A 25,164-nucleotide genomic window follows, 5' to 3' on the forward strand; every position below is an offset into this window, starting at 1 on the left:
TCGACCGGTTCAGCTGTCTTGGGCTGCATTCAGCTCCTCAAGGAACTGGCCAGTTGTCGTCCCGATTCGAATGCCACTGCTGTTGCGCATCTCGAGGTCGTTCGTGGCAGTCCGAAAGGGGTAGTGGTCGACGAGGATTCGATAGACAACGGTTCGGACGGGGTCGGTCCCGTACCTGTCGACGACAGTAGCCATCATCTCGTCGAGATGCGCGTCCCGGTGCTCCGTCCGGGGATGCTGTGCGCGTTCGAGCACGAGTTCGACCACGTCGTCAACTGATGCGTGCTTGGGATTCTTGGTTCGTTCACGAACGTCGTAGAGAGCGTCGTTTTGGGCATTCCTGTTCACTTCGAAGTATCCTCCGCGGTGTCAGGGCTCCGTGAGCAATGAGCGAGCTCGCTGCACGTAGCTGTTCGCGCCCCAGCTACGAGCGTCGCTAATCTCATCGAGGAGCAGCCGCGCATCGGCAGCTGATAGGTGTTCAGTTCGAACGAGAACCGAGAGCAGTGTCGGTGTCGTGACGAGCCGGGTATCGGCGAGTGAGGCGTGGATCAAGCCAAGTTGGTTGAACTCGTCACAGAGGAAGAGCGCAGCATCGAGACCGTTCGCGAGCGTGACCGCCGCGTTCTCACCGTCATCGAGCGGAAACTCGGCATCGAGGTCGACCGACTGTGTCGTGAATGACTCCGCTTGGTCGAGTACAGCGGACGCAGCATGCCCATGGACGGCATCGTAGGAGGCGATCTCGTGGAGTTCATCGATGACCGCCGTTGGGACGACGACCTCGTACCGGGATAGACAGAGTGCGAGTGGATCGGAGTCGTCGTCAGTAACGATCCCGAGACTCACGAGGGCGGAGGCGTCTGCGATAAGCCGCGACATCTATGCGTCGGCGGCCTCGTCGATGAAGTCCTCGTCCAACTGCTGTTTCAACACTCGGAGGTTTGCCGCCTCCTCGGCGCCGACGAGCGCTTTGAGCTGCTCGAAGGTGATCTCGTCGTCGTAATAAGCGGCGGCGATCTCTTGGGTGAGTGCGTCGTCGTGAGCGGCGTCTTGGAGGTACTCTCGAAGCGCGGTCACGAGGACGTCTGTTCGGTCTTCCCCGAGGACTGCGGCCAGTGCGTCGGCCCGGTCGATGAGCCGATTGGGGGCCCGAAACTGCACGCGCTTCTTATCGGTGCTCATGATGTGTACATTGTGAGCCAACGCACTTAGCCGTTTTCGTGTGTACGATGTGAGCCTCACTCGGCCGAGCGTCACTCGTCCACGAGATGCTCCTCGAGGTCACGCGTCCAGTGCGTGGTGGGCCCACCGGGGCTACAGCGAGCACAAAGCTGCAGCGGCCCCTCGAGATGGCCAAGTTCGACACGGAATCGCGTAAGCCGGGCGGGACCTTCGGTCCCGCTGGAAGCCGGCGTGAAACGCCGGCGACGCTGCGAGCGTATCAACGACGAGCCCACACCCGTCGCAGACGTGGTGATCGCGCTTATCGGGATCGGGTCGCGCCTGGATCGCACAGTCGACACAGATCTGGTGGGTGACCTGCTCTTCTTTCCTCCAGGTATGGGCTTCACCGGTCTCTACGCCGGGCCGCGCCTCACAGAAGGTACATCCGGAGAGTGTTTACTGCATCAGGCAGTCTCCTCGCCGGCGTTGTAGGCGGCCGTCCAGCCTTTGTGGAAGACGGCGAGCTGGGTGACCGATTCGAACGCTTCACTACTCGGCTCGTGGATGAACACGCACTTTTCGGCGATTGGGATGACGATGCCTGCGTCGACGAGGTCACTGACGAGTTGACGGGCTGTCTCGTCGTCGACGTCCGCCGTTGCGACGCGGGCGGCATCCTGATCGTGAGTGATGAGTTTGGCTTCGAATCGTTCGTGGTCGGCTGACGTGTCGTTGACTGCATCGGGGCCTGTCATGGTAGATCTCGCAGGACGCGCGAGAGCGCCTCACGCATTCTGGCGCAGATACACAGTCACAGCTGCTGGATTGCCTACTCGTCTCACAGGGCCGCGATCCGCTCTTCGACCTCGTCGAGGATAAGCGTCAGTACGTCGCGATGGTCGGTCGGCCAGGATGCGTCGTCACTGGGTAGCAAAGCAGCTATTGATGGCTAAGGAGGCGCTGAGAACCCTGTCGCTCACTCGTCTTCGAGCGCAGCGTAGATCTCTGCGTGGCGGCGTCCATCAAGCTTCCCCATCTCGAGGGCGATCTGGTGGCGTTCGGCGTCGCTCTCGGCTGCCTGATACCGCTCGTAGAGCTGGCGGACTTCGTCGTCGATCGCCGTCGAGGAATCGGTGCTGGACGCCATTGTTCTGTTGAGCATACGCTGTGTGTCCCTTTATCAGTTGCGACGAGCACAGGCCCGGAAGTAGATGACTGCAGTATCTGTGTCGACCGCGGCTTCGTCGGTTGCAAAGCGGTGCAAGAGGGCCCGAATTTCATCACCGTAGTCGAACGTGTACCCGTTCAGCATATAGAACACGACCACCGTTCGGAGCGCTGTTCGTTTGTTCCCGTCGACGAATGGATGATCCGCAACGAGCAACCGCATCAGATGGACTGCTTTGTGATGGATCGTCTCAGGCACCTCCCCGAAGAACCCCTCCGAGATGTACTGCAACGCGGAGACAATCGCGTCTTCTGACCGAACTCCTGGTTCCGTGGTGTCGCCTTCTGCCACGATCTGTTCGTGGAGATCCAGAACGAGTTCGACAGAGGGATACGCGAGATCGTCAGTCACGTACCCGACTTTTTCACGCCGCCCGTTAACCGTTTCTCAACTGTCGAGATCAGGCCTCGTCGACAGCGTGGGGCGGCCCAGTTATCGGTTGTCTCCGTCAGCGTTGTCGACAGTCATCGCGTCACCGCCGTCGATCTCCAACTCGTTGAGCGACGCGCCCGACACCTCGATGGCACAGTGCTCGTGAACGACGGGCTGGATCGCCTGCAGGATCCTCTCCGCAGCCAGCAGTGAGACCTCGAGATCTTTGGCCATCAGGCGCGGGTCATCTCTCCTCGTCCGCGAGCGACCACGTAAGTGAGCGCCGTCGCGAGGCCGGTGACGCCGTGGCGGTCGATGTCGGTATCAATGTTGTCGTTGGTTTCTCGACGCCCGACCGCGTCGATCAGCGCCGACATGATCGTGTACTCGCCGTCACCCACGGCCGTCGTCACGGTCAGATGGGACACCTACATTCTCTCGCGTGAATTCACGCTCGAGCCACGCACGCAGGTCACGCTTCATGCTGGCAGCGGAACAGACTCCCCGATCGATCTTTACTGGAGCATTGGCAGTGCAATCCGGAACGACGGCGGTGACACGATTATCGTACAAAACAACAGCGGGACAACCGTCCTTCAGAAGAACGGCTACTGACGACTGATGGAGTATACACGCCGGCTGTAGATCGATTCGAGGACAAGCTCGCTGTGCTCTTGCTCGAAGCTAATGACAAGACAGTCGGCGAAACCGTCATCGGTCGAAAGCAACTCCTCGACGACGGACGACACGTCGACGCGGTGTTGAGCATCGAACACGGGGACGATGAGGTGGTCACAATCACGTACGACACAGACAGGCAGTGGACCGTTCAGAAGAGATCCACCAGCGATTCGACGACCGCTCCCGGCGGCTATCATCACCAGAAGACGACTCAAACTCGACCTGCTCGAACTTTTGTAGGCGAAAGAACCCCGCCGTTTACCGCGAGGAGGCTGTTACTTTGAGTCTTCCATATCATCCACTCGCTCCCGAAACTGTTTACATTTCTCTTCGATCTCGTCTTCGCTATAGTGATCCAGCATCGCGTCGTGGTCGTACTCGAGTCGAATCGAAATATAACAGGTGTCTCCGTCGTCGACTAGCCAATCGGGGAGGTGCTCCGGATGAAGCTGTATCTGAGCCGCTGAATCTCCAGAGTCGATGTGGAGAGTTCGAACGCTCGGTTGCTGAATTCAAAGCCAAAAATTTCTCCTTCGAACTCATGAGTCGAGACGGTCTTATCAAGAGATTCAACCGTGTCGAGACGGCAGTCAGTTACTGCCACTTGGACATCAGAAGATGCGGTGAAGTAGCAGCCGTCAGTCGGTAAAAAGCGGGGTGGATAGTAGATCAATTCGGAGTGTTTCTCACCCACAGTTGGGTGACGTGGGAGATCGGCCACGATGCCATCTTATTTATCTGACGCTGCTAGTTCTTCGATGCTTGCTCTGAATTCAGGCATATCGTTCTCACATCTCGCGGCGGTCGGAATCACTCTTGGCCGCTTGGTATCCCTCGTACGGCTGGCGGACTTCGTCATCGGCCGCCGTCGAGGAATCGGTACTGGACGCTATTGCCCGGTTAGACACACTCGCGGTAACGTTTTCGTTATTGATGACCCGCTGAGACGATTAAGAGAACGATAGCCGCTTTCTGTCGTAGCTTCCGTCATACAGGTAGTGACGCTACCCGTCTAGAAGCGCCAGCAACTGGGTGACGTACGGACTGTTGTCCCAGCTTCGATGTGGGCTGATCGCGGCAATCAGCGTTCGCGCCTCCCCGTTGGTCATGTGGCCGTTTCGGGCGTAGTCACAGATGAGACGCGGCGTCGGCACGATGCGCGGCCCCTGCAACACTGCGTAAATCAATGGGAAATTCGTCCCGCCAAACTCGTCGGTGAGGAAGCCGTCGACAGCGAGAGCGTTCGCGAGGACGATTCCATCGGTTTCGCTACTATCGAGGCCGAACGTCGGCCGTGAGTCCGGGGTCTCCACACGTTCGTATGGGTCCCCAGTTCGTTCCCAGCAATCAGGAGGTTACTGATCGATGACAACTGAGCAGACGTCGAGGCTCTCATCGATAACGATTGCTGCTGTTCTTTCCTCTCCATCGATCTCGACCCGCACACGGAGCGGATTCGAGGAAACAATTCGTATTCTTGGGTCCGGGAGTTCCCACTCGTACTGATCGATATCGATCCCGATGTCGGTCAGAGCCGTCGTTGCGCTCGGGTCAAGCAAGAGGAGAAACAGAATCCGGGGGCCGACGCGAAAGGAACACGAGTCGCAGTCGATCGTCACCGTAGGCTCGTTCCCCTCCTCGAGGGCGTCCGCTCGAATCTGGGACGTCGTCGGCCCCGCGCAGAACGGACATTGGCCGGAGTGCGCCAATTGGACGTGGTGTTTACAGCGCCTGTGGGCGACGCGAACGGCGTCGTCGTCGCTTCGGTTCTCGAACCCGTGCTTCGGGAACGGGTACGAAAACCCGACCCACTCCGCACAGGAGTCACAGTCGACCGATAAGAAGCCTCGTTCGTAGGTCCCGACTGGCTCACTGCCACAGCTTGGACACGCCGAATCAACCGTGAACCGTGTTCGGTCGATATCTTGATTGGGCTGGTAAGCGAGGACCGTTCGATACAACGCAGTCGTGGCCGCCGTCGGCACATATCCATCGTCAACCTTCTCGACATATATCCCTCGGAGCTTCCCGAGGTGGTAGTTGAACTTCCCACTGTCCTGCATGTCGACGGCGTCCATCAACTCTGCGTATGTGCAGGGTTCGGTGTACGCCGCTACCCACTCGTCGATCAGTGCCGCTAGGATCTCCAGGCGGATCTCGTGACCGAGCAACGAGAACGCCTCTCGCATCGGCGGGTGCTCTGCACGATCATCTGTCATACTGGCTGTTCACTCGAGTCCACAATGGGTGTTCTGCCTCGTCGTCGATGCCTCCCTCGTGTGCGACTGTGTCTCGTGAAACTGGCTTCGCAAAACAGCTACTACTATACTCGTCCTATCAATAATCGTCATGTCAGAAACAGTTGAACCTGATGACTACGGGATGCTCGTGTATTTTCTGTTTTTTCTCGGTGCGATCTTTGTCGGACCGCTCGAAGCAGTGCTCGGTTTGGCGGCCTACTGGTTGCTTCGAGGCGACGACGAGGTCTCGGTCAACTAGCCATCTATCCGGTCAGACCCGTTCTCAATCTCGATTTGAAACGTGATCTCCCGCCCAGAGATACTTACTTGGTTCATCACGCATTGATCGGTAGAACTCGTGGGTATTCCTGCGGTCGTCCTCACGTAGTACGGAGACCTCTTGAAATCGTGGGACGAGGCTGGCAGCGGTCCAGAAGTTCGGGCGATCTTGGAGCTGGAAGTGGAGGTGGGGTTCGCCGGAATGACCTGAGTTACCACATTCACCAATGACCTCACCGCGCTCGACGTGATCGCCCGGAGAGACAGAAACACTCCCTTCTCGGAGATGGGCCAGGAGGCTATACTCGTCGCCAGCGTGCTTGATCACGACGTGATTGCCACGAATATCCCAGGTTCGCCACTCCAGCCACCCGCCTCCCGGTCGCGGATAATCTCGGAGACAGTCTTTTGTTTTCACGACTGTGCCGGCAGCGGGCGAACGGATTGGCTTGCCAAACACATGGTACTCCGCAAGTTCGATGCCGTCGCCCGAGTGGGTCGCTCCGTCCTCGTCGGTAATGACGAAATCGTAGGCGTAGCGTTGTGCGACGAGCATCCACGAGTGTGAGGTCGCCTCAGTGACGCCGCCGTTGATGACCGTCCACTGACCGTCGAACGGGAGCGCTAAATCCGTCTCGGGGACGTAACGCTCTCGATTCGGATAGCGCCGTCGGTAGCGCACCATCGCAACCGACTGACCACCGAATTGGAGCGCCTGTGTGAGAATCCCCCAGGGTGTAATACTCCAGCCAAGTGCCGAGACTATGTACCTAACTTTCTCACCGCTGCTGGTCTCGTAGGCATAGCCATGCCCATCTTCTTCGTCACTCTCGATGGTCTGGAAGACCACCGGCAGAATCCCAGCCAAGAGGAAAAACACTAGTGCGAGGGAATCGAACGTCTCGGTCCGCATCACCAGCAATCCCGACGCGCTGAATCCGCCGAACACCACCCAGAAATTGAGATTAGCCATCCAGAGGACGGCACGACGGGGGAGCGACCAGAGGGACCGCTGCCCATCTGATGACTCTGTGGCCCCTGTCGTCCGGTCGGCCATATGGGTCAAGTACCGCTGCTCCACAATTAGTGATTTGCGAAACCGATCTCACGAGACGGAGTACCACATTCCCGTGCTTGTATTCCCTCGACGAGCGTATCTCCTGAAAGGCCCTCCTGGTCGTGGCTGCGCGCGAAGCAAAGTGAGCACGGAGCGGAGGGTGTGGCGGTGGGGTCTGGACCGGTCCGGTATACAAAAAGAGGACTGCGTCAGCTGGCTACTCTTCCCACCACCGACCGCGCTCCGGGAACTCGATCCGCGACCACCCGGTCAGCGAGAGTGAGCACCGACCTTTGTACCAGTTCTTGGCTGCTGCCTGGAACCTGACCGTCTCCCCTTCACGCACCACGTGTACACCGTGGTTTGGGAACCGAGGTGTTTCCAGAACGAGCATCGGACGACCTTTGTCCGAGAGCGGATCGGTCCCCCAGATAATGTCGCCGCGTTCCAGTTCCTCGAACGCGGTCACCGAACTTCCTCCATCTCGTCAGTTTTCAACTCCTCGAGATTTTCCTCGCCGTACTGCTCGTTTGCAGTCTGGTGGTGCTGGTGAAGCCGGTAGGCTGCTCGAAGCCGGTCCTCGTTGTCTGTGATCGCCCAGTACGGGCGCTTGTGCCGCACAAGACCCCGTTCCTTCAGTCGCGAGAGGATCGCACTGACGGCGTCCGTATCCAGTTCGAGTTGGGTAGCGATCGTCGCCGCCTTCCACGCCCGGTCGTCGTTCTCGTCGAGGAACAGCACGATCCGCTCGGTGTCGTTTCGGTCCTCGAATTCATCGTCGTCGGCGTTCTCGAACTCGTCGATATCGATGGTGCCGCTCGACATGAACTAATGTTGGTACCGTGGTTGCATAGCTGTTTTGGGTGTTTGTTACAGGAGGATCACACTCACGTCTGAAGGCCGGTCTGGTTCTGTCATTCACTCGGTCGGCATGATAAACTGCTCCTCGAGGTTGCGCGCTCAGTACCTCGCCGGGCCTCCGGAACTACAGTGCCACGCACCTGGTGCAGCGGGCTTCGTCCTCCAGTTCCACGATGGTTCAGAATCTCCTCATCTACTGATAACCGGCGATTTCACGAGCCGGTCTGCCGCGGAATATCCGAGTCTTCCGACGGACTTTCCCGTCGACATTGAAGGGGTATTCCCCATAGCGGCATCGGCTTCAGATCCGACAAAAAGACTGAGTGACTCGATCGAGACTATTCGAGAGCGAGCACACGCAGGATCAACAATACTGACGACTGCTAGTAGCCTAACTGGTGTCCACCTCGCGTACCTTCTCTTTCAGCTCAACGATCATGGTGCAGGTACTAGCAGGAGATCGATAACCTGAACGAGGTGACGCTAATTGGGATTCGATCTTCGGCCCGTCCAGAGGGCTTTTGATCCGATATCTCTATGTGCTACCAATGACCGATTCCGATCAGGAACGAGAATTGCTCGAAGTGACGCTCGACATTTGGCATCCCGAGTGTTGGGGAATCGCTTCGACGGACGAAGTCGGAAGTGGACTCGTCGGTCACGGTGCCGCGGTCGACGGAAGGTCTGGATACGAACGGTGCACAATCTATGGTGATTCCAGGGAACACGTCGAGCAAGCAATCGACGTGGCATACGAGTCACCGTTCATCAGGACCATCAGACAAGTTGAGGACGCCGTACCTCATTACGGCCGGCAGTCACTAATCGGCCGGACGGCACAGGACGTGTTCATCGAGTACGATGCCACCGAGGGAATGGGCGCTGCATTTCTCTCTCAGGGCTTCGTGCTGAACAGTTCCTATCGAATCGAAAACGGGCTCGAAACGTGGGAGCTGCTGGTCTATACGACGCGGTCGTCGTTCGAGCGGACGCTGGATGATATCCGGAAGGAACGTGACGCAGACATTACCCTTACACGCCTCTCTCCAGCGTCATCTCCATCGCCAGTAACATCTCGTCATCGTCAGCAGGAGCTTACTCCCCGTCAACGCGAAGCGCTCACGGTGGCTCGAAAGCGGGGATACTACGAGTGGCCGCGGGCCGTGTCTGTACAGGACCTGGCGACCGAACTCGACGTCTCGAAAGCGACGTTTCTCGAGCATTTACGCAACGCCGAAGCGAAGTTGCTCGGTGATGGCCACTAAGTGCTGGCTCGTATTCTATCCTCATCCATCTGTTCCGTCCACACCCTTCTATGTGAGGATGGCAGCCATGGGGGTTGTCGATGATCTGTTCGACGTGTCCCGGTCCCACGGGTCCCGCCAACCCGAATCGTACGCGTGAGTGAGCGGGTCCTCCCCGGGAACATGCGAACGAGTGGTGAGTCAATGACTGCTATCGAACCTCAAACCATCGGCGTTCTCGGCGGGATGAGTAGCCAATCGACCATCGAATACTATCGTCGCATAGACGAAGGCATCAACGAGGCCGTCGGTGGACACAACGATGGTGACCTGTTAGTTCGGAGTGTAAATTTCGGCGACATCGAACGGTTCATTCGGACCGACGCCTGGGAGTCAGCAGGCGAATATCTGGTCGAAGCGGCCCAGGGACTAGAGGCGGGGGGTGCCGACTTCGTCGTCATGGCGACGAATACGATGCACAAGGTCGCACCCGAGATTACTCAATCACTTTCCATCCCGTTCGTCCATATCGTCGATGTGACGGCAGACGCCATCCTCGAATCGGGTGTCGAGACTGTCGGGGTACTCGGCACCCGGGCGACCATGGAGCAATCGTTCTATCGGGAGCGATTCGCTGAGCACGGCATCGACGTCGTGGTCCCCGGGCCGGCGGCTCGCGAAGCGGTGGATACGATAATTTTTGAGGAGCTTACGAAAGGTGTCGTTCGAGCGGACGCTCGGGAGCGGTATCTCGCGGAAATCGATACCATGGTCAGCGAGGGTGCAGCGGGAATCGTGCTCGGATGTACCGAGATTGACCTGCTGGTCGAACAGGCCGATCGGCCGGAAATTCCGATGTTCGATACGACTGCACTTCACGTCGAGCGGGCTATCGAGCTCAGTCTCGGAGAAACGACCGGTATCGACGATGGGCGCTGATGATTGAGGGCGAGCCCTGACGATCTCCCACCCTTGAACCCGGTCATGCATCCACCTCGAGCGTGCCGGGTTCTGGCGGGTTGGGTGCTTTGACGTCGGCTTCGTCCTCGAGGTAGCGAGCGATCCGATCGTCCTGTGCAAGCGTCTCGATCTCGTAGTCACGCTGCCGATTTCCATTGGCGCCTGTCCGCTGAATGACTGGTGCGGTCGCTGTGTGCTATAGTAGTGGACAAACTGTTCAAGCCAGTCTCTGGTACTGGCTCGACTGCCAACCCATGAGTTATGGAAGCGGTCGATTCGCATTTTGAGGGTATGAAACCACTTTTCGATCTGGTTTCGATCGACGTAGCCGAGGTGACCGCTCAACCCTAATCGAGAGAGGGAAGTCAGATAGCGATAGTTATCAACGAGAAACACGGTGTTGGAGAGACCGTGTTTCTCGGTCATTCGATGGAAGAACACAGCAGCTGGATCGGTGTCTCGTCGTCCGAACTCTGCGACATCGAGAATGATCTGTGAATCTATGTTTATTGTGGTATACTCCCAAGACTAGTCGCCGTTAATCTTGACAGTAGTCTTATTAATTGCGATTCACGACGGCTTCGCCGTCCGCAGAGCGCTCCACGTTCTGATGGGCCGCACGAGAGCAAAGCTCTCGTGAACGTCGGCGGGTCTGGAACGCTGTCAGCTAGCCGATGTACCCAGTGTAAAATTTTTTATTAGTCCGTTCTCCGCCGACCAAGCAAAGAATCACTTGTGTCCTTCGAAATGAAAAACCGGTCGCGTGAAGACGGATGGCGACACCTGTCAGGGTGTTCGCCGTCCGCTCACCCTCCCAACATTCATCAAATTCTGCCGCGCAGCACTCGCTGAGCAGGTCTGCGAGTTGCATGCCAAACCAATTCTACGACCTGCTCGTTTCTCAAACCGCGCTAACTAGACGGTGTCTCTCGAACGACCCTGTAGGTGGTTATGGAGAACAAATCTAATCGCTGGCGTTTGCCAGCGTGTCGGTCTCTCTCGATTCGGGGATCGAATAGAGCGATTTTCTCGCATCGCGGAGCGAAACGCGTTCGTCGAGGGTATCAGCGTCACGAAGATTATCGAGTGCTTGCCGGACTGTCCGTTTACTCAGCCGCGATTTGGTTGCAATCTGGCTCTGCGTCATCGTTCCGTTGATTTCGAGCACTTTGAACACGAGTTTTGCGCTCGGGGGGAGTTCGTAGAGTCGATCAGAGCTGTGAGTCATACTGTTTTCTTGATTACAGGGATGCATTCTTTTTGACCGGTACTGCAGTTTTTGTACATGACCGTGAGTTCGAACTAACTACTGCTATATTCGATGCCGCTTCGTTGTATATCTGGCTACCCGAACGGCGCTGTACGATCGTGAGCCCATCATACTCGTGTGGGCACAAGCCCGTCGATGCGGTCGAGAAGATCGTCGACGGTCGGTCGGTCGGCTGGCATTTTGCCGCGATGGACATATTCGATCGACGGCTGTTCACCGGTTGCGTCGATGAGGATCGCTTCGGGCATTCGCCCGACCATGTCGTGAAGCGAGCCAAAGACACCGAACCGGGTCGGCTGATCGTATTGATCACTCGTCGTCTTCGATTCGTCAGCCAGTAGCGGAAACGGAATCTCGTACTGCTCGTTCCACTGGCGTGCTCGTTCGAGCGGTTCGGGGAGGATCGAAACTACGTCGGCTTGACGCGATTCGAATTCGTCGTATCTCGAGGCGATTTTCTGGACTTGCTCTCGACACTTCGGGCAGTGATAGTCCCGCTGAAACAGCAGAACGATTGCGTCTCGTTCAGAATTTGATGCATATTCGCTCAATTGAAACGGATCTGGTCCCGTTGTGGCGTTCGGAAGTTCGAAATCTGTAAGTTCGGGCATGGGGTAGGGTATAACCGTATTTTGGGTGAGCGCTGTCCGGAGGTGTCGGCTCTAACAGATCGCTCGAGGATCTCTCAGAGATCCCATTCTTTCTGTGGGATGTGGAGGCTCCGTACTGGTGGTGTGCAATGGTGATCGCGAACCGCCCTGTTATCCTCTTTCAGATCGTCCCATCGCTTTGTCCCAGGGTAGCGATAGGGTCCGATACACGGGTGGTGTGATCGGTCTCGAGTCCGAAGCAGGGTGGTGGTTACGATCGCATGGAGCGCGGGTCACGGTGCCTCCAGTCTATATGTTGTACTGCAAGGATATATATTACAATCTAACCGGTTGGTTAGCGGATTACCAGTTCGTAACCGCTAGACAGAGACAATCGTCATGAATCGCTCCAGTAGTGATGTGCCGCCCCCCTTTCGTCAAAACTCGATCGCTCGTCCGTTCCGTCGAATCGCCTCTCCGCCGTAATATTAGGAAAGTAACTGAAGCACGAGATTATTGACTGCCGGAATCAGTCCCGTGGCAGTGGCGATACTGAGTATCATCTGCCGTTCGAACGACGTGAGATCGTGAGCGGTTCCGGTCCAGACCACGATACCGACGGTCAATCCACCTTTCAGGAGGACGAACAGCCAGGTCGTTCCGAGAAACGGTGTAACTGGGAGAGACGCTGTCACGTTAATGAGCAGTCGAGAGAGTGTAACCTGTTCGTAGAACCCGAGAATATCGATTCCGATTATCGTCGTAATCGCATCCAGTAGCTGTCCGAACAGCAGGATACCACCGGCAAGTCCCGTCCGTCTCGTAACCGCTGGACGGCGTCGCTCGAGGAGCGCCCAGACCCCGAACGTGAGCAATACTGCTGCGCCGATCGAAATCGTGGGCCAGAATAGAGACGCGGGTCCACCTATCGACCGAGAGAGGGAACTCGCTGCCGCAATTACGAGCAAAACACCGGAAGTCATGATTACTGTCGGTGGAGTGATCGGGATACGATCGGATCGAAGCGATCGAGAAAGTGTCGATACGACTGCAACACCAGCGCCAAGTACCACGTATAGAGTGCTCCCCGCGAACGTGTGCCCGAAACCGATTCTCGACCCAGTCGAAAGCATCGCTACAGCGACCATCCACGGAACGAACGAGGGACCGTATCCATGCCCGCTCACGAACTCATGTCTCGAACCCACTCTGATCGTTGTTCCGGATCGGTCTTCGGGTGAATTCTCTCGGCGACTGGGTCACAACTGATCAGTCGACGAGCTGTCGTATCGCTTCCGCATCTTGCATTCCGATAAGGCGGCCAGCAGGAACTTCCTGATCGAATCCGATAACAGTTGGAATCGAACTCACGTCGAAGCGGGCAGCGATTTGTGGGAACGTATCGGTGTCCACTTTGACCACGGGGGCATCGACCGTTTTCGAAATTGCTTCCATCGTCGGTTCCATCATCTGACACGGACCACACCAGTCCGCATAAAAATCGACGAGTACTCGGTCCTCGCTTGTCATGAGATTATCAAATTCGGATTCTGCCTCGAGTTCGATAATTCCCGTCACCGTATCGGTCGGTTCCGTTCGTTCAGCCATATCGAATACCTGTCTTATTCCATCTTAACTGTAAGCGAACCGTCCGGTAAGGGAGTTACGTGTGAGTTATCGGCTCTTGGAAGCGTTTTCGATCTTCGGGCCCCGCTTCAGAGACACGAAATATCCATCGTGGCACCACTCAGGCAGCCCGGAGTTCGTCAAGCTCCAACAGTAGCTCGTTGATTTCGGGTCGATCAAACGTCGACCGTCCCCGGTGGGCGGAGACGAGCGTCGGCTCGCTGGTCCGACGGTCGATAATGACGACTACGGGCATTCGCCCGAAGAAATCGCTGAACTTGCCGAGGATTCCGAACCGAACGGGCTGGTCGTAGGCGTCACCGACCGCAGTGTCAGGATCCGCGAGGAGTGGATAGGGGAGGTCGTACCGGGACTGCCACTCTTCGACGCGATCGACCGGTTCGGGGACGACCGAGACGACTTCGGCGTCCCGATCGTGAAAGGCCTCGATCCGGTCGGCGAGCTCCTGTACCTGGTCGCGGCAGTTCGTACAGTAGTAGTCCCGCTGAAGGAACAGCACGACGAATTCGACGTCGTCGGGGAGGGCAGATAGGGAGAACGGGTCCGGTCCTGCCGCCACGTTCGGGAGCGAAAAATCCGGTATTTGCCTTTCCATACCTCACTCGAGGAGTTGTTACAACAAAATCGTTAGGTCCCGATGCCTTCCTCGACGCGAACGCTCGCGGCTATCGAAAGACAAATCGAATCCGTCACCGGCTATCGATGCAGCTGAAAACCATTACACACCTGATTGCATGGCCGCGTTGTCAATAGTGTGTAACTCGTTTCAGTAGCTACTATATCGACCAGTGTAGAAATCGTTTCGATCAGTATTGTAGCACGGTGAAATCGGATATGTAGTCGAAATGCACTACCGCGGAAGGTATTCTTTTTCCCTGTTCTTCTGTCGGTGTATGGTATCAATACTTGCTGGACTCGTTGGCGGCGTAATTGCAACGATTGTCATGACGATGGGAATGATGAGAATGGGTGACGGCGGGCCGCCGCCGACGGCCGGACTCGTCGCGAAAACAGCGGGCGGAGAGCCCGCGGAGTACGAGATGCCGGGGATGCTCTTGCACATGCTCTACGGCGTCGGTGCCGGTGTCGTCTTCGCTCTGGGGGTCCCCCTAGTCGGTTTGAATTTCGACTCGCTCGTCGTCGCGGCGGGCCTGGGACTCGTCTACGGGATGGTTCTCATGATCGTTGGGATGATGTTCTGGATGCGAATGGTGCTCGGAATGGAGGCCGACCGCGATACGATGGTGATGTTCGGCACTGTCCACGCCAGTTACGGGATCGTCCTCGGTGCCGTTTTGGGGTCCGGTATCGTTGCCTGAGTAAATTTCACACGTAACGACGAACAGATTCTTACAGCCATCGATCCATAGGCACACTGACTCAGTAAATCCGTATCCAGTTACATGACACGACTGCTACCGTTCGAATGCGAGGCCAGCTTCACGTCGCTCACGTCGTATAGAGATCACACCCCGAATTCACAGCCGGTACTCGAATGAGTAGTGTGTCTCCCAAACGGGTCATCCTGGGCAGTGTCGGGCTCTCGGTCGGCTTCCTGCTCCTCGCTGACTCGATCGGGGTTGCAGCGGCGTCCTTCGAGGACTCGGTAGTCACACAGACACTACCTGCATCGTTCCCGACGGAGGCGTTTCTCGCGCACTGGTGGGTTTTTCCTGCGTCAATCGTCTTTTCGATAGTTGCGCTCGCCTCGGGCGTTTCGGGGGCTCTCTTTTTCAGTCCGTTCTTCCTGCTGGTCGTCGGGCTACAGCCCGCACAGGCGATCGGTGCCGGACTCCTGACGGAGGTCTTCGGGATGGGGAACGGCCTTCGATCGTACGTCAAACAGGGGCTCGTGGACTACGCGACGGCTAAGTGGCTCCTGCTCGGTGCCGTTCCGTCCATCGTCGTCGGCGCGTTTGCCGCGCAGTACGCACCAGAAGCGGTTTTGCGGGGCATCTTCGGCGTCGGATTGGTCATTCTCGGTGGGTTCCTCTTTTATTACGAACCGCCGGAGAAATGCGTTCCCGGCGAGAGCGAAGGACGATATCTGGCGAAAAAGAACGCAGGCCGAGGCAAGACGGTCGTCGAGGCCGCCGACGGCGAGCGATACGTGTTCGACACCTGCTGGCGACTTCCCGGCGTGGCACTGGCGACGATCGGCGGGTTCATAACTGGACTCATCAGCGCTGGACTGCCGGAAATCGTCACGACACAGCTCGTCATCCGGTGTCGCGTTCCGCCTCGAGTCGCGATCGCAACCTCGGTGTTCGTCCTCGCCGTGGCCGCCGTCGCCGGAGCGGCTATCCACGCACTGAGCGCGACCCCTGTCTGGTACGTCGTCGCCTGGTCGATTCCGGGGGTCCTGATCGGGGGGACGGTCGGCACTCGCGTGGGGAAATACGTTCCGAGTGACGTGATGGCGGCAGGTCTCGGCGTTATCTTCGGACTCGTCGGTGGAATCGTCCTCGTAACGACGTTCTTGTTGTAAGAAACTGCTAGTCGTGGCGGACAGGATCGACGACCGGCACCGCTCTCTGATGCGCCTCCGAAATGAATGAGAATATAATTATTTCGGCGCCGTGTACTGTCGGTGCCTGACCGAGTGAGTTATATAATGACTCTCGAAGTACGGGTCTATGATGAGCAGTGAAACCGAATTGACACCACCGGAGCTTTCGCCCGACGACTTCGTTCGCATTCCGGACGACCGTTTCACAGCGGATACCGTCGCAATCGTCACTGGCGGTGGATCAGGGATCGGTCAGGCCACGAGCATCGCCCTCGCGAGCAACGGACTGACCGTCGCCGCCGTCGACATCGACGAGCAAGGGCTCGCGGAAACCGCCGACATGGCGGCGTCGTTCGATGCCGACGGGCGCATCGTTCCAGTCGAGGAAGATCTGACCGACGACGATGCCGTCGCGGCGGCCGTCGACGAGGCCGCCGATCTCGGGACGGTACGCTACGCCGCGAATATCGCGGGAATGCAACACATCGCCTCGTTCTCGGAGTTTCCAATGGAAAAGTACGATTTCATGCACGACCTCATGCTTCGGTCACCGTTTTTGCTTTCAAAGCGGGTCATGCCACATATCGAGGCGACGGACGACGGCGTCGGCGCCATCGGGAACATGTCCTCGGTACACGGTCACTACGCGACGCAGAACAAACCGGCGTACATCACGCTGAAACACGGACTCGCTGGACTCACTCGAGCGATCGCGGCCGAAGGCGGTGGGACGCTTCGGGGGTTCTCCGTGAGCGTCGGGTACGTGCTGACACCGCTGATGGTCGATCAGATCGAGGACACGGCCGACGAACGCGGTATCTCCGAGCGGGAAGTGATCGAGGACGTGATGCTTGGCCAAGCCCGCACCAAAGAGATGATGACGCCTGCCGAAGTCGCGAACCTGTTCGTCTTCGGCTTCTCGAGCCACGCGAAACACCTCAACGGCGCCGACTTGCTCTGGGACGGCGGGTACACCACGACCTATGAGTGAGACCGCTGACGACGGAGACGCCCCGACGAGGGTCGCCATCGCCTGTCAGGGTGGCGGCAGCCACACGGCGTTTACCGCAGGCGTATTGAAACGGCTCCTCCGCGACTGGCCCGACGAGTACGAACTGGTCGGGATCAGCGGAACCTCCGGTGGTGCTTTCAATGCACTCGCGGCGTGGTACGGACTGGTCACGGCCGACGAGGACAGGGCGATCGAACTCCTCGACGCGATCTGGGAGGATCTGTCGGCATCCGACCTCTCGGACCGATTCGCGAATGATTTCGTCGTCGGACTGTCCCGGCTCGGAAGCACGGGCGTTCCGATGCCGCAGATCAGTCCGTACGCTATCCCTGGTTCCGAGGCGGGGAAAGACGAAATCAGAGATACCCTCGAACGGCATATCGAATTCGAGGCGATCCCGGACTACTGTGATAGAGAGGCACCGGAACTCGTCGTCGGGACTGTCGACATCAACGCGGGCGTCTTCGAGACGTTCGTCGACGAGCAGGTGACGACGGACGCAGTGCTCGCGTCGGCCGCCGTTCCGACGCTCTTCGAGGCCGTCGAGATCGACGGGCACCGCCACTGGGACGGGCTCTTCTCGCAGAACCCGCCGATCGACGACCTCATGACCGTCGATGCCGATCGCAAGCCCGATGAGCTCTGGGTCATCCAAATCAACCCCCAGGAGACCGAGGGCGAACCCACCTCGCTCGCGGAGATCGCCGATCGCCGTAACGAACTGGCGGGCAACATCTCGTTGAATCAGGAACTGAACGTTATTCGACGAGTCAACGAGTGGATCGACGCGGGACACCTCCCCGAGAGCGACTTTTCGAAGACTGCAATCCGACGGCTATCGATGGGCAAATCGTACCACTGTTCGACGAAAGTCGACCGCCGCCCGTCGTTTATTCAGGAACTGATGGCTCTGGGAGAGGAGCAGGCGACTTCGTTTCTCAAGAGCAGCGAGCTCGACGAAAGCAATTACGTCACCGCGGAGCCACGACACAAACCATCGGCTCAGTAACCAACCAGAAGACAATGTCACGACTCCCACTGCTCGAACTGGACGACATCTCCGAAGAGTACCACCACCTGTTCACCGACGAATACCTCGGCGACCGCCACATCTTTCGTGCATGGGCGCACAATCCTGCGGTACTCGAGGCAACCCTGGAGTACCTGAACACGCTCTACGACCAGCTCGGCCAGCGGCGAACGGAGCTGGTCATTCTCACCGTCGCTCGAGCGCGCGGTGCCCGCTACGAGTGGCACCAACACGTCGATATCGCTCGCGACAAGGGCATCACCGTCGAGGAGATGCGAGCGATCGGCGGCGGTGACTTCTCGTCGTTCGACGACAGCGAGTTCGTCCTGCTCCAGTACGCTCGAGCCGTCGAATCCGGAACGGTAACCGATCAGATTCACGACGCGCTCGCTGAAGCGTATTCCCCGGCGGAAATCGTCGCAGCCGGGCTGTTGATCGATTTCTACGTCGGCCTGTGTAATTACATCGCGTCCGTCGATCTGCCCTTCGAAGGGGGCGAGTTCGTCGGATGGATTCCGGACGACGAGACTGTCATACGGCTCTTCAACGAAGAATCGTCGTAGACTGGCGACCCGAATCCCGTCTCAGGGACAGTCAGTTTCGTCGATGGGCCGAGGATCGGACCCCTGATTCACCGACTGCGTCGCAGTGGATTCGAGATTCACGAGCATCAGTTGCCCGCCGTACCCGTGTGTCCGATCGTGGCCTCGGACGACCACGCAGGTCACGTCGTCGGGAACCCCGATCGTCTCCGAGCGCGTGAACGGTTGCTGAGCGTGTGCGTGGCGTAACTCGCGCCGTCCCAGTCGCGTCCCGTCGAGACGCTCGACTTGCCACCAGTTCGCGAACCCGTCTTCTCCCTCGTCGTCGTGATGGAGCGTCACGTCGAACGTATACGCATCGCTGTCGCCCTCGAACGCCACCTCGACGACGTTCGCCTCTCGGAGATCGAGATCCGTCTCCGGCTCGGCGTCCGATCCCGGCGACGCATCGTCAGTCGAATCCGAACTGTCGCTACAGCCAGCCAGTAACCCCGACACGAGTACGCCTGCCAGCCCACCGAGGAGCTGTCGTCTCGAGGGCAACGGATCGCTTTTCATAGTTTCTGCTTCACGCCAGTGACGGAAACGTCCTCGGTGTGCCGCCGTCTCGAGCTATCTCGGGATGTCCCGGAACGCCGCCTCGACGACCTTGCCCAGCGTCGGGTGGGCGTGGATCGTGTTCGCCACTTCGTCGACGGTAACGCCGGTTCGCATCGCCACGACCGCCTCGTGTACTAGCATCGACGCCTCGTACCCCATGACGTGACAGCCCAGGATCTCGCCATCGGGGCTCGCGAGCACCTTGACGAAGCCGTCCTCGAGTTTCTTTGCCCGCCCCATCGCGGAGTCGGCGTAGTCGGCGCGGCCGACGACGTACTCGCGTCCGTCTTCCTCGAGTTCTTCCGTAGTGGCGCCGACGCCGGCGATCTGGGGCTCGGTGAAGATCGTGTGTGGCATCGCGGTGAGATCGAGTGCCCGCCGATCGTCGCCGACGACGTTGTCGATCACGTGGCGCGTCTCGTAGTCGCCGGAGTGCTTGAACAGCGCGTTTCCGGCGACGTCACCCTGGGCCCACACGTTCTCGGCGGACGTCTCGAGGTACTCGTTCGTCTCGACGAAGCCTCGTTCGTCGACTCCGATCCCGGCAGTCTCGAGGTTCAACGAGTCTGTGTTCGGCCGTCGACCCAGTGCGACGAGGACTTCCTCGCCGTCGACGGCGATCGTCTCACCGCTCTCGGTTTCGGCATGAACGCGGTTCCCATCGTCCACCGCTTCGACCGCCGTGACGCGGTGACCGGTGTACACGTCGTGTCGCTCGCTCGCGAGTTCGGTGAACGTCGCGGAGACGTCGCCGTCCTCACGGGGAACGAGCGAGTCCATCATCTCGATAATAGTGACGTCAGTTCCGATCGATTCGAAGACGTACCCGAGTTCGACGGCGATGTAGCCGCCACCGAGGATGACGAGGCTTTCCGGCGGATCTGTCAGGTACAGCGCCTCCTTGCTCGTCAGGTAGTCGACTTCGTCGAGGCCATCGATCGGCGGCACGACGGGGCGGCTACCGGTCGCAACGACGACCTTGTTCGCGGTCACGTCCTGCCCATCGAGTTCGACTGTTCGTTCGTCGACGAATTCGGTTCGTTCCTCGAAGAGCGTGAGGTGATCTCTCTCCCGGTATCGCTGTTTCATATCCGCGGCGATTCCGCCAAGTAGCTCGTCCATCTCGCCGACGACGGTTTCCCAGTCGACTCCCTCGAAGCTCGCGTCGACATGGAACGCTTCCGCGTCTCTGACGTGGTTGATCGCGTCCGCAGCCTGGATAACCATCTTCGACGGATTACAGCCTCGATTGAGGCAGGTTCCACCGAGCGGTCCGGGCTCGACGAGCGCCGTCTCGAGGCCGTGATCCGCTGCTGCCGCGGCGACGTTGTTGGCGGTGCCACCACCGACGACGATGAGATCGAAATCGGTCATTCAGGGGGAAAGACGACGAACGATTATAAATAACGATCGGGGGTGTTCAGTTCCGAAACACGATCGACAGGATCGGTTTCACGTGTGGTCCGAGACGTATCGTTCCACGTTCTGTCGTCCTGGTCCCGGACTGCTTTACAGACATATGAATGTTTGTTGCTTGTGTATCAGTAACGAATGACCGCCGAAACGAGACACGATTGATGGGACGGTAACAGATTGATTCCATTATCAGGAGTGATTCGCGATCGATCTGGACCGCAGAAGTACGTCGTTTTTACCGCGGATCGAAATCACGTACCGGGCTCGACGAGGTTTCGAAGAGGGCGTCACGACGCGTTCGACGAACTCGTCGACCACTACGAGTCGAATTTCCGTGGCGTTTTCGTCCAATCGTAGTCCGCAAACCGGAGTGATGGCGACGAATTTGGGGGGATCTGATCGAACTCTCGCAATAGCTGGCGGAGGCCAGCCCGACCGCCGAAGTCACCGATGAACCAGAGGCATGTCCGTGGAACTCGTACACGATTGCTGTCGGAATCGTATTCGACTGTCTGATCCAGATACGATCGCGTCGCAATGTCGAGCGTTTCGTCGACAGTCTTCGGGTCGTACGCGAGGACAGCTGGACAGCTCGCAGCGCCACAATTGAGTGCGAAGTGGATCCGAGGATCAACCTCGAGCTGATAGGACCCGTCCAGTCCCGTGCGCTCGAGCCGCGGAAGATATCCGAGACCGTATTTCGACCGCCTGTCGCGGAGAACGCCGTGTTCGATATCGTCGAGACTGAGTTCGGTGCCCGCGACGGTCACTGCACGTGTACGAAAGAACCGCACGCGCGATTCGAAGAGTGTCGGCCGGTGTTCGAGCAAAAGCTGCGTTGCTGCGTTGAAGACGTTGAGCCAGAACGCGAGGCCAGCTCGTCGATCAGTCCGAACTCGAGCGAGGTCATCGGTACTGGCCTCAGCGATGCGATGCAGAAACGGGTCGGGCGGTTCCTCGTCTCTGACACACTCCAACAGGCGACGAGCGGTGGTCGTCGGCAGTAGTTCCGCTGATGGTGACCCGCCGTGCTCCGTCTCGGTGGGCCCCTCTCTGGACGGGGTAGGGCTTCCAGAATCCTCGTTCGCGTCCGGTTTGGACGAGTCTACCATACGTAAACACACCAGTCGCGGTACAAAACGGTTGTGCGGTTCGGGACGAAGTCCGGGTAAGCGCTCGGGGAGTTGCTAGCTGCAGCAGGACGAGGCGGACGCCTCGAATCAAGCGCTGTGACGATTCATGACACGACACCGATCCACCACCATGCGATCGTTTCGGAGACGGCGAGAACGACCATCGCGAGGACCGCCGGGAGCGGCGAGCGTTGGCGCGTCAGTACGATCCCGCTCCAGAGGAGAAACGGGGTCGGGACGAGATGAGCTAACGCGACGATAGCTGGGAACACGCCGACAGCCCACAGCACGGCGGCGGCGGTCACAGCAGTACTGGCAAGGATGGCAAAGGCGCGCCTGATCCGTGCTGGCGACCACCGGACAGCGAGCGTCCGTTTGCCGACCGTCGCATCCGCGACTCTGTCCGGCCAATGCGTTGCGAAGAGATTACAGCCGACCAACAGCGTGAACGGGACGACTGCCAGTGCCGCAGCACCCGTCGGGGATGCGACGACAGCGACACCGTACAGCGGGAGCAACACTCCACCAAGCACTGCGTTTATCGCTTCTCCGACGCCCCGCCGAACGAACGCGATCGGCGGTAACGAATACGCCAACCCGAGACCGAACATCGTTACGAGAAGCGCAACTGCATCGCGCGGAAGTCCGGTAGAACCGCCGATACTCAGCACCACGACCGACGCGACCGCGACCGAACCGATCACTGCCGGGCGCAGGAACGATCGCGGCAGGCCGGTCTGGACGAGCGCACCGCTGCCGCCGGAAAACGGTGTTCGATCCGTCAGCGCATCCGTCTCGGCGTCGACGTACTCGTTGGCGTAGTGGATCGCAACTGCGACAGGGAACAGTGCGATTGCCCCAGCCAGAACCGGCTCGAGGAACGCGGGAGACCTCACGTCGACGGGTGTCTCCGGATCGCTCGCGATCAGCGGTGGCCCTGCAGTCGCCATTCCGACCCCGAGAGCGTAGACCAGCACGATGAGTGCGAGCTGACTCGGGCGAGCGGCCGCCCAGAGCGCCCAGAGTCTCGGGACACGATCGATGATCGCCGAACTCGAACCCGAGACGGTATCTGCGAGATTCACATCACGAGCCATGTCCTGATCAACAGTAGTCTTGGGGGGGAGAGACCAGTTCTCGAAAGTGGCGCGCTCTGTCCCCGAGTTCAATGCGAATCGACTCCCAGCCAGGCGCTCATGCCGTTGTCCCGGCGACATCGATCTTGCCGGCGACGTACACTGGGCTCAGGAGCATCAGAACGATCCCCAGCGGCAACAGCCACGTGAACATCGTCAGCAGGAGGCTGCTCGCCTGAATACCGAGAGCGATCAGGACGACGGGTCCACAGCAGACCGTGCCGGACAGCAGTGCGGGCAACGACGCGAACAGGCCGGATCCTGCGCTGATCCCACAGGCCGCCGGCTGCACGACCGCGAGGTAGGTCAGACCGAGGTTGACGCCGACGAGTCCAGCGATCAGGAGCCCGATCGCGACGTTGACTGGCGACACCAGAATTCGAACGATCCCAGTGTCGAGGAGCGCGACGGGTTCGAAGGACGCCGGGCCAGTCCGCTCGAACATTCGGACCAGCGGATCGTCGACCACGATCAGGTTCGTCGCCACGTCGGGTCGAAACGCGAGGTCACCGACGACCCAGAGAAAGGCTGCGAGATAGCCGATCGCGATGACGGCTGCGATCGCCATCGAGTCGCGACGGCGAAAGACGAGCAGCGTCGTGATCAGCGTCTCGTTGATCCGTCTTTTCGGATCCATGTCGAATCGACTGACGATGCTCATTCGTGGACCACCGTCGACGGATAGTACCCATACCAGGCGAACCACATCGCGTCGAATCCGAGCTCGCGCTCGAGGGGCAGTTCGTCCGGAGCGGATTCGGCTCCGTCGACGGTGAGGTCGCCGTCATTGTACTCGACTGTCTTTTTATCGGGATTGTGATACACATGGCCCGTGTCGAGCGTCTCGTCGTAGACGGTTACGTACGGCACATCACTCATCGTCCCGTCGACGACTCCCCGCTCGCGTAACGTCGACTTGGGGACGGCCATGGCACCGTCAGCGTTCCGTGCTCCGACGACGACCGCCTTCGGGTAGAATCGGTCGTCAGTCGCCAGCGGCCTGAATAGCGTATTCTCGTTGTCATAGTATCCGCTTCGAGGATTGTACCCCCCGTAGGGGTCGTCGCCGTAATTACGGAGGTGGCCGGTATCTTCCGTGAGTACGACCGTATCCGGATACTGTTTGCGCCACCGCTCCCACGTCGTCCAAATGACCTGAAATTCCTCGAGGGACGTCCCCTCGAGCGGGCCGCGGATACCCTGTGCAAGTATCTGGGGCCACCACGTCTCCGTCCCGCGGTCGAACATGACGAGGTTGCTGTTGATCAGTCGACCAGAGACGCCGAATTCGCTCTCACCGCGGTAGAATCCCTGTGTAGTTCCGGTCAGGGGACAGTACGTCACTGCGACTGACTCCCCGCCGACGACGTCGTTCGCGACCTCGTGCCAGACGAGATTGTACTGCGGGTAGGCCTTCGCTTCGCCGTTCAGCTCGACGCCGAATACTGGATCACCGGGGGCCAGATTCGCCGGTGGATCGTCTGAGGAAGTGAATTGTGGGTCATCGATGGACGGAATTCCATCTTGCCCCGGACCACCGGAGAGAATCGCATCGTTGAGCTCCTCGGTCGTGTATTCTTCTGGAAGGGACCGCTCAACTGTCGGTGGACCGGCGCTCGGATCGCCCTCAGTGCTCGATCCGCGGTCGAGACAACCCGCCAGAGCGGCGAAACCGACAGCCCCGACCGCACCGATGAAGTTACGCCGAGTAGTCGATCGCCTGTGGAGCCTGTCTCGCATACATACAGGGACGATCTGTTCCCTAATAACGGGCTATCGGTCGTGTGGGACGACTGCACAGACGGTTTCCGGACTGGTGGTCATTTGCGTGTTCACCAATTAGTAATACGAGTCCTGAGAACGAGCCCGAAGTCGCAGGGTCGGTGAAATTGCGGTAGATCCATTGGGCGATCCGATTCGAACTGGTACTGTTCTGTTTCCCTGGAAAAGCATGATTGAGATCTCGCTCGTAGATCGGCAGATACCGCTCTTGGGCGACGAACTCCTGTACGTTCGCACGGAGACGAGACCGCTCGTCGATATCGACCTCTGTCTGAACGGCCGGTGGCGAACGGTCACGGCCAGTATCACCGATCGTTCGGAGATGACCTATCCAGCCCTTCTCGCCCGAAACGTTCCGGAGGCACACACGCTCGATATTAGCTGAACCGTCGAAGATTGGCATCCTCC

Annotated in this window: 30 protein-coding genes and 7 pseudogenes; 10 read left to right on the top strand and 27 right to left on the bottom strand. The window is 58.7% G+C overall.

What is annotated here, in order from left to right; translation table 11 throughout:
• Positions 1–9: 9 nt before the first annotated feature.
• The 8 genes and pseudogenes from BMX07_RS17885 to BMX07_RS17915 form a co-directional block, all read right to left on the bottom strand.
• Positions 10–348, bottom strand: coding sequence for a DUF8158 family protein (locus tag BMX07_RS17885; RefSeq protein WP_090620497.1), 339 nt, complete (start codon positions 346–348; stop codon positions 10–12).
• A gap of 21 nt (positions 349–369) precedes the next feature.
• A complete protein-coding gene (locus BMX07_RS17890) occupies positions 370–882 on the bottom strand; it encodes a PIN domain-containing protein (RefSeq protein WP_090620499.1) in 513 nt (170 codons plus the stop codon).
• Complete coding sequence (locus BMX07_RS17895) at positions 883–1,185, bottom strand: hypothetical protein (RefSeq protein ID WP_090620501.1); 303 nt, start codon at positions 1,183–1,185, stop codon at positions 883–885.
• Positions 1,186–1,256: 71 nt separating this feature from the next.
• Positions 1,257–1,623 (bottom strand): annotated as a pseudogene (locus BMX07_RS25225) (DUF7558 family protein); the annotation flags it as partial.
• 8 nt (positions 1,624–1,631) lie between these two features.
• Positions 1,632–1,922, bottom strand: coding sequence for a DUF8069 family protein (locus tag BMX07_RS17905; protein ID WP_090620503.1), 291 nt, complete (start codon positions 1,920–1,922; stop codon positions 1,632–1,634).
• A 221-nt stretch (positions 1,923–2,143) separates the two neighbouring features.
• Positions 2,144–2,314: a hypothetical protein gene (locus tag BMX07_RS24610; protein ID WP_175480190.1), complete on the bottom strand. Its 171-nt coding sequence runs from the start codon at positions 2,312–2,314 to the stop codon at positions 2,144–2,146.
• 33 nt (positions 2,315–2,347) lie between these two features.
• Complete coding sequence (locus tag BMX07_RS17910; protein WP_090620505.1) at positions 2,348–2,746, bottom strand: type II toxin-antitoxin system death-on-curing family toxin; 399 nt, start codon at positions 2,744–2,746, stop codon at positions 2,348–2,350.
• An 81-nt stretch (positions 2,747–2,827) separates the two neighbouring features.
• Positions 2,828–3,186 (bottom strand): annotated as a pseudogene (locus BMX07_RS17915) (DUF7437 domain-containing protein); the annotation flags it as partial.
• 249 nt (positions 3,187–3,435) lie between these two features.
• On the opposite strand from BMX07_RS17915, the gene BMX07_RS17920 reads away from it, so the two are divergent.
• Positions 3,436–3,732 (top strand): hypothetical protein, encoded by a 297-nt coding sequence (locus tag BMX07_RS17920; RefSeq protein ID WP_175480191.1) that lies wholly within the window; start codon positions 3,436–3,438, stop codon positions 3,730–3,732.
• 720 nt (positions 3,733–4,452) lie between these two features.
• Here BMX07_RS17920 and BMX07_RS25230 read toward each other — a convergent pair.
• Both BMX07_RS25230 and BMX07_RS25235 read right to left on the bottom strand, forming a co-directional pair.
• Positions 4,453–4,776: pseudogene (locus BMX07_RS25230) on the bottom strand (hypothetical protein); the annotation flags it as partial.
• Positions 4,777–4,803: 27 nt separating this feature from the next.
• A complete protein-coding gene (locus BMX07_RS25235; RefSeq protein ID WP_139210949.1) occupies positions 4,804–5,667 on the bottom strand; it encodes a winged helix-turn-helix domain-containing protein in 864 nt (287 codons plus the stop codon).
• Positions 5,668–5,797: 130 nt separating this feature from the next.
• On the opposite strand from BMX07_RS25235, the gene BMX07_RS24620 reads away from it, so the two are divergent.
• Positions 5,798–5,947 (top strand): hypothetical protein, encoded by a 150-nt coding sequence (locus BMX07_RS24620; RefSeq protein ID WP_175480181.1) that lies wholly within the window; start codon positions 5,798–5,800, stop codon positions 5,945–5,947.
• A gap of 24 nt (positions 5,948–5,971) precedes the next feature.
• Here BMX07_RS24620 and BMX07_RS17930 read toward each other — a convergent pair whose 3' ends face one another.
• The 4 genes and pseudogenes from BMX07_RS17930 to BMX07_RS17940 all read right to left on the bottom strand — a co-directional run bounded on the left by BMX07_RS17930 (position 5,972) and on the right by BMX07_RS17940 (position 7,849).
• Positions 5,972–7,024 carry a M23 family metallopeptidase gene (locus BMX07_RS17930; protein WP_139210951.1) on the bottom strand — a complete coding sequence of 351 codons (1,053 nt, stop codon included), beginning with the start codon at positions 7,022–7,024 and terminating at the stop codon, positions 5,972–5,974.
• Positions 7,025–7,241: 217 nt separating this feature from the next.
• Positions 7,242–7,373 (bottom strand): annotated as a pseudogene (locus BMX07_RS24625) (DNA-binding protein); the annotation flags it as partial.
• Positions 7,368–7,493: pseudogene (locus BMX07_RS25695) on the bottom strand (PemK-like protein); the annotation flags it as partial. The pseudogenes BMX07_RS25695 and BMX07_RS24625, both read right to left, overlap by 6 nt.
• Positions 7,490–7,849 carry a MarR family transcriptional regulator gene (locus BMX07_RS17940; RefSeq protein WP_090620514.1) on the bottom strand — a complete coding sequence of 120 codons (360 nt, stop codon included), beginning with the start codon at positions 7,847–7,849 and terminating at the stop codon, positions 7,490–7,492. The pseudogene BMX07_RS25695 and the gene BMX07_RS17940, both read right to left, overlap by 4 nt.
• Before the next feature lie 584 nt (positions 7,850–8,433).
• Between BMX07_RS17940 and BMX07_RS17945 the strand changes: the two genes are divergently transcribed.
• Both BMX07_RS17945 and BMX07_RS17950 read left to right on the top strand, forming a co-directional pair.
• A complete protein-coding gene (locus tag BMX07_RS17945) occupies positions 8,434–9,150 on the top strand; it encodes a helix-turn-helix domain-containing protein (protein ID WP_090620516.1) in 717 nt (238 codons plus the stop codon).
• A 183-nt stretch (positions 9,151–9,333) separates the two neighbouring features.
• Positions 9,334–10,068, top strand: a complete 735-nt coding sequence (locus BMX07_RS17950) for an aspartate/glutamate racemase family protein (protein ID WP_090620518.1) — start codon at positions 9,334–9,336, stop codon at positions 10,066–10,068.
• A 43-nt stretch (positions 10,069–10,111) separates the two neighbouring features.
• Here the strand turns inward: BMX07_RS17950 and BMX07_RS25700 are convergent.
• The 7 genes and pseudogenes from BMX07_RS25700 to BMX07_RS17980 all read right to left on the bottom strand — a co-directional run.
• Positions 10,112–10,240 (bottom strand): annotated as a pseudogene (locus BMX07_RS25700) (ParA family protein); the annotation flags it as partial.
• Positions 10,240–10,960: pseudogene (locus BMX07_RS17955) on the bottom strand (hypothetical protein); the annotation flags it as partial. The pseudogenes BMX07_RS25700 and BMX07_RS17955, both read right to left, overlap by 1 nt.
• 93 nt (positions 10,961–11,053) lie before the next feature.
• Positions 11,054–11,266, bottom strand: a complete 213-nt coding sequence (locus tag BMX07_RS17960; RefSeq protein ID WP_342708181.1) for a helix-turn-helix domain-containing protein — start codon at positions 11,264–11,266, stop codon at positions 11,054–11,056.
• Between the two features lie 200 nt (positions 11,267–11,466).
• Positions 11,467–11,970, bottom strand: a complete 504-nt coding sequence (locus BMX07_RS17965) for a peroxiredoxin family protein (RefSeq protein WP_090620522.1) — start codon at positions 11,968–11,970, stop codon at positions 11,467–11,469.
• Between the two features lie 467 nt (positions 11,971–12,437).
• Positions 12,438–13,136, bottom strand: a complete 699-nt coding sequence (locus tag BMX07_RS17970; protein WP_139210953.1) for a DUF63 family protein — start codon at positions 13,134–13,136, stop codon at positions 12,438–12,440.
• 82 nt (positions 13,137–13,218) lie between these two features.
• Positions 13,219–13,557, bottom strand: a complete 339-nt coding sequence (locus BMX07_RS17975) for a thioredoxin family protein (RefSeq protein ID WP_090620526.1) — start codon at positions 13,555–13,557, stop codon at positions 13,219–13,221.
• Between the two features lie 139 nt (positions 13,558–13,696).
• The gene (locus BMX07_RS17980; protein WP_090620528.1) at positions 13,697–14,191 is read right to left on the bottom strand and encodes a redoxin domain-containing protein; all 495 of its coding nucleotides are present in this window, start codon (positions 14,189–14,191) and stop codon (positions 13,697–13,699) included.
• A 250-nt stretch (positions 14,192–14,441) separates the two neighbouring features.
• On the opposite strand from BMX07_RS17980, the gene BMX07_RS17985 reads away from it, so the two are divergent.
• The 5 genes from BMX07_RS17985 to BMX07_RS18005 all read left to right on the top strand — a co-directional run bounded on the left by BMX07_RS17985 (position 14,442) and on the right by BMX07_RS18005 (position 18,710).
• Entirely contained in the window at positions 14,442–14,915 is a 474-nt protein-coding gene (locus BMX07_RS17985; protein WP_245742152.1) for a hypothetical protein, read from the top strand.
• 176 nt (positions 14,916–15,091) lie between these two features.
• Positions 15,092–16,084, top strand: coding sequence for a sulfite exporter TauE/SafE family protein (locus BMX07_RS17990; RefSeq protein ID WP_090620533.1), 993 nt, complete (start codon positions 15,092–15,094; stop codon positions 16,082–16,084).
• Between the two features lie 151 nt (positions 16,085–16,235).
• Entirely contained in the window at positions 16,236–17,096 is an 861-nt protein-coding gene (locus tag BMX07_RS17995; protein ID WP_090620721.1) for an SDR family oxidoreductase, read from the top strand.
• Positions 17,089–18,126 carry a patatin-like phospholipase family protein gene (locus BMX07_RS18000; protein WP_090620535.1) on the top strand — a complete coding sequence of 346 codons (1,038 nt, stop codon included), beginning with the start codon at positions 17,089–17,091 and terminating at the stop codon, positions 18,124–18,126. The genes BMX07_RS17995 and BMX07_RS18000 overlap by 8 nt, the downstream gene beginning before the upstream one ends.
• A gap of 14 nt (positions 18,127–18,140) precedes the next feature.
• Entirely contained in the window at positions 18,141–18,710 is a 570-nt protein-coding gene (locus BMX07_RS18005; RefSeq protein ID WP_090620538.1) for a carboxymuconolactone decarboxylase family protein, read from the top strand.
• Positions 18,711–18,731: 21 nt separating this feature from the next.
• Here BMX07_RS18005 and BMX07_RS18010 read toward each other — a convergent pair whose 3' ends face one another.
• The 6 genes from BMX07_RS18010 to BMX07_RS18035 form a co-directional block, all read right to left on the bottom strand.
• A complete protein-coding gene (locus BMX07_RS18010; protein ID WP_090620541.1) occupies positions 18,732–19,247 on the bottom strand; it encodes a hypothetical protein in 516 nt (171 codons plus the stop codon).
• Positions 19,248–19,301: 54 nt separating this feature from the next.
• Positions 19,302–20,663 carry a dihydrolipoyl dehydrogenase family protein gene (locus BMX07_RS18015; RefSeq protein WP_090620543.1) on the bottom strand — a complete coding sequence of 454 codons (1,362 nt, stop codon included), beginning with the start codon at positions 20,661–20,663 and terminating at the stop codon, positions 19,302–19,304.
• Positions 20,664–21,022: 359 nt separating this feature from the next.
• Positions 21,023–21,817 carry a DUF547 domain-containing protein gene (locus BMX07_RS18020; RefSeq protein ID WP_090620545.1) on the bottom strand — a complete coding sequence of 265 codons (795 nt, stop codon included), beginning with the start codon at positions 21,815–21,817 and terminating at the stop codon, positions 21,023–21,025.
• A gap of 125 nt (positions 21,818–21,942) precedes the next feature.
• Entirely contained in the window at positions 21,943–22,923 is a 981-nt protein-coding gene (locus tag BMX07_RS18025; RefSeq protein WP_245742153.1) for a prenyltransferase, read from the bottom strand.
• A gap of 109 nt (positions 22,924–23,032) precedes the next feature.
• Entirely contained in the window at positions 23,033–23,635 is a 603-nt protein-coding gene (locus BMX07_RS18030; RefSeq protein WP_090620549.1) for a hypothetical protein, read from the bottom strand.
• Positions 23,632–24,714: a DUF3179 domain-containing protein gene (locus tag BMX07_RS18035; protein WP_090620551.1), complete on the bottom strand. Its 1,083-nt coding sequence runs from the start codon at positions 24,712–24,714 to the stop codon at positions 23,632–23,634. Before BMX07_RS18035 ends, BMX07_RS18030 begins: the two co-directional genes overlap by 4 nt.
• 211 nt (positions 24,715–24,925) lie before the next feature.
• On the opposite strand from BMX07_RS18035, the gene BMX07_RS25245 reads away from it, so the two are divergent.
• On the top strand, positions 24,926–25,141 hold the full coding sequence (locus BMX07_RS25245) for a putative ATP-dependent zinc protease (protein WP_245742154.1): 216 nt from the start codon (positions 24,926–24,928) through the stop codon (positions 25,139–25,141).
• Positions 25,142–25,164 lie beyond the last annotated feature (23 nt).

This window comes from Natrinema salaciae (genome assembly GCF_900110865.1).
Taxonomy (GTDB): Archaea; Halobacteriota; Halobacteria; order Halobacteriales; family Natrialbaceae; genus Natrinema; species Natrinema salaciae.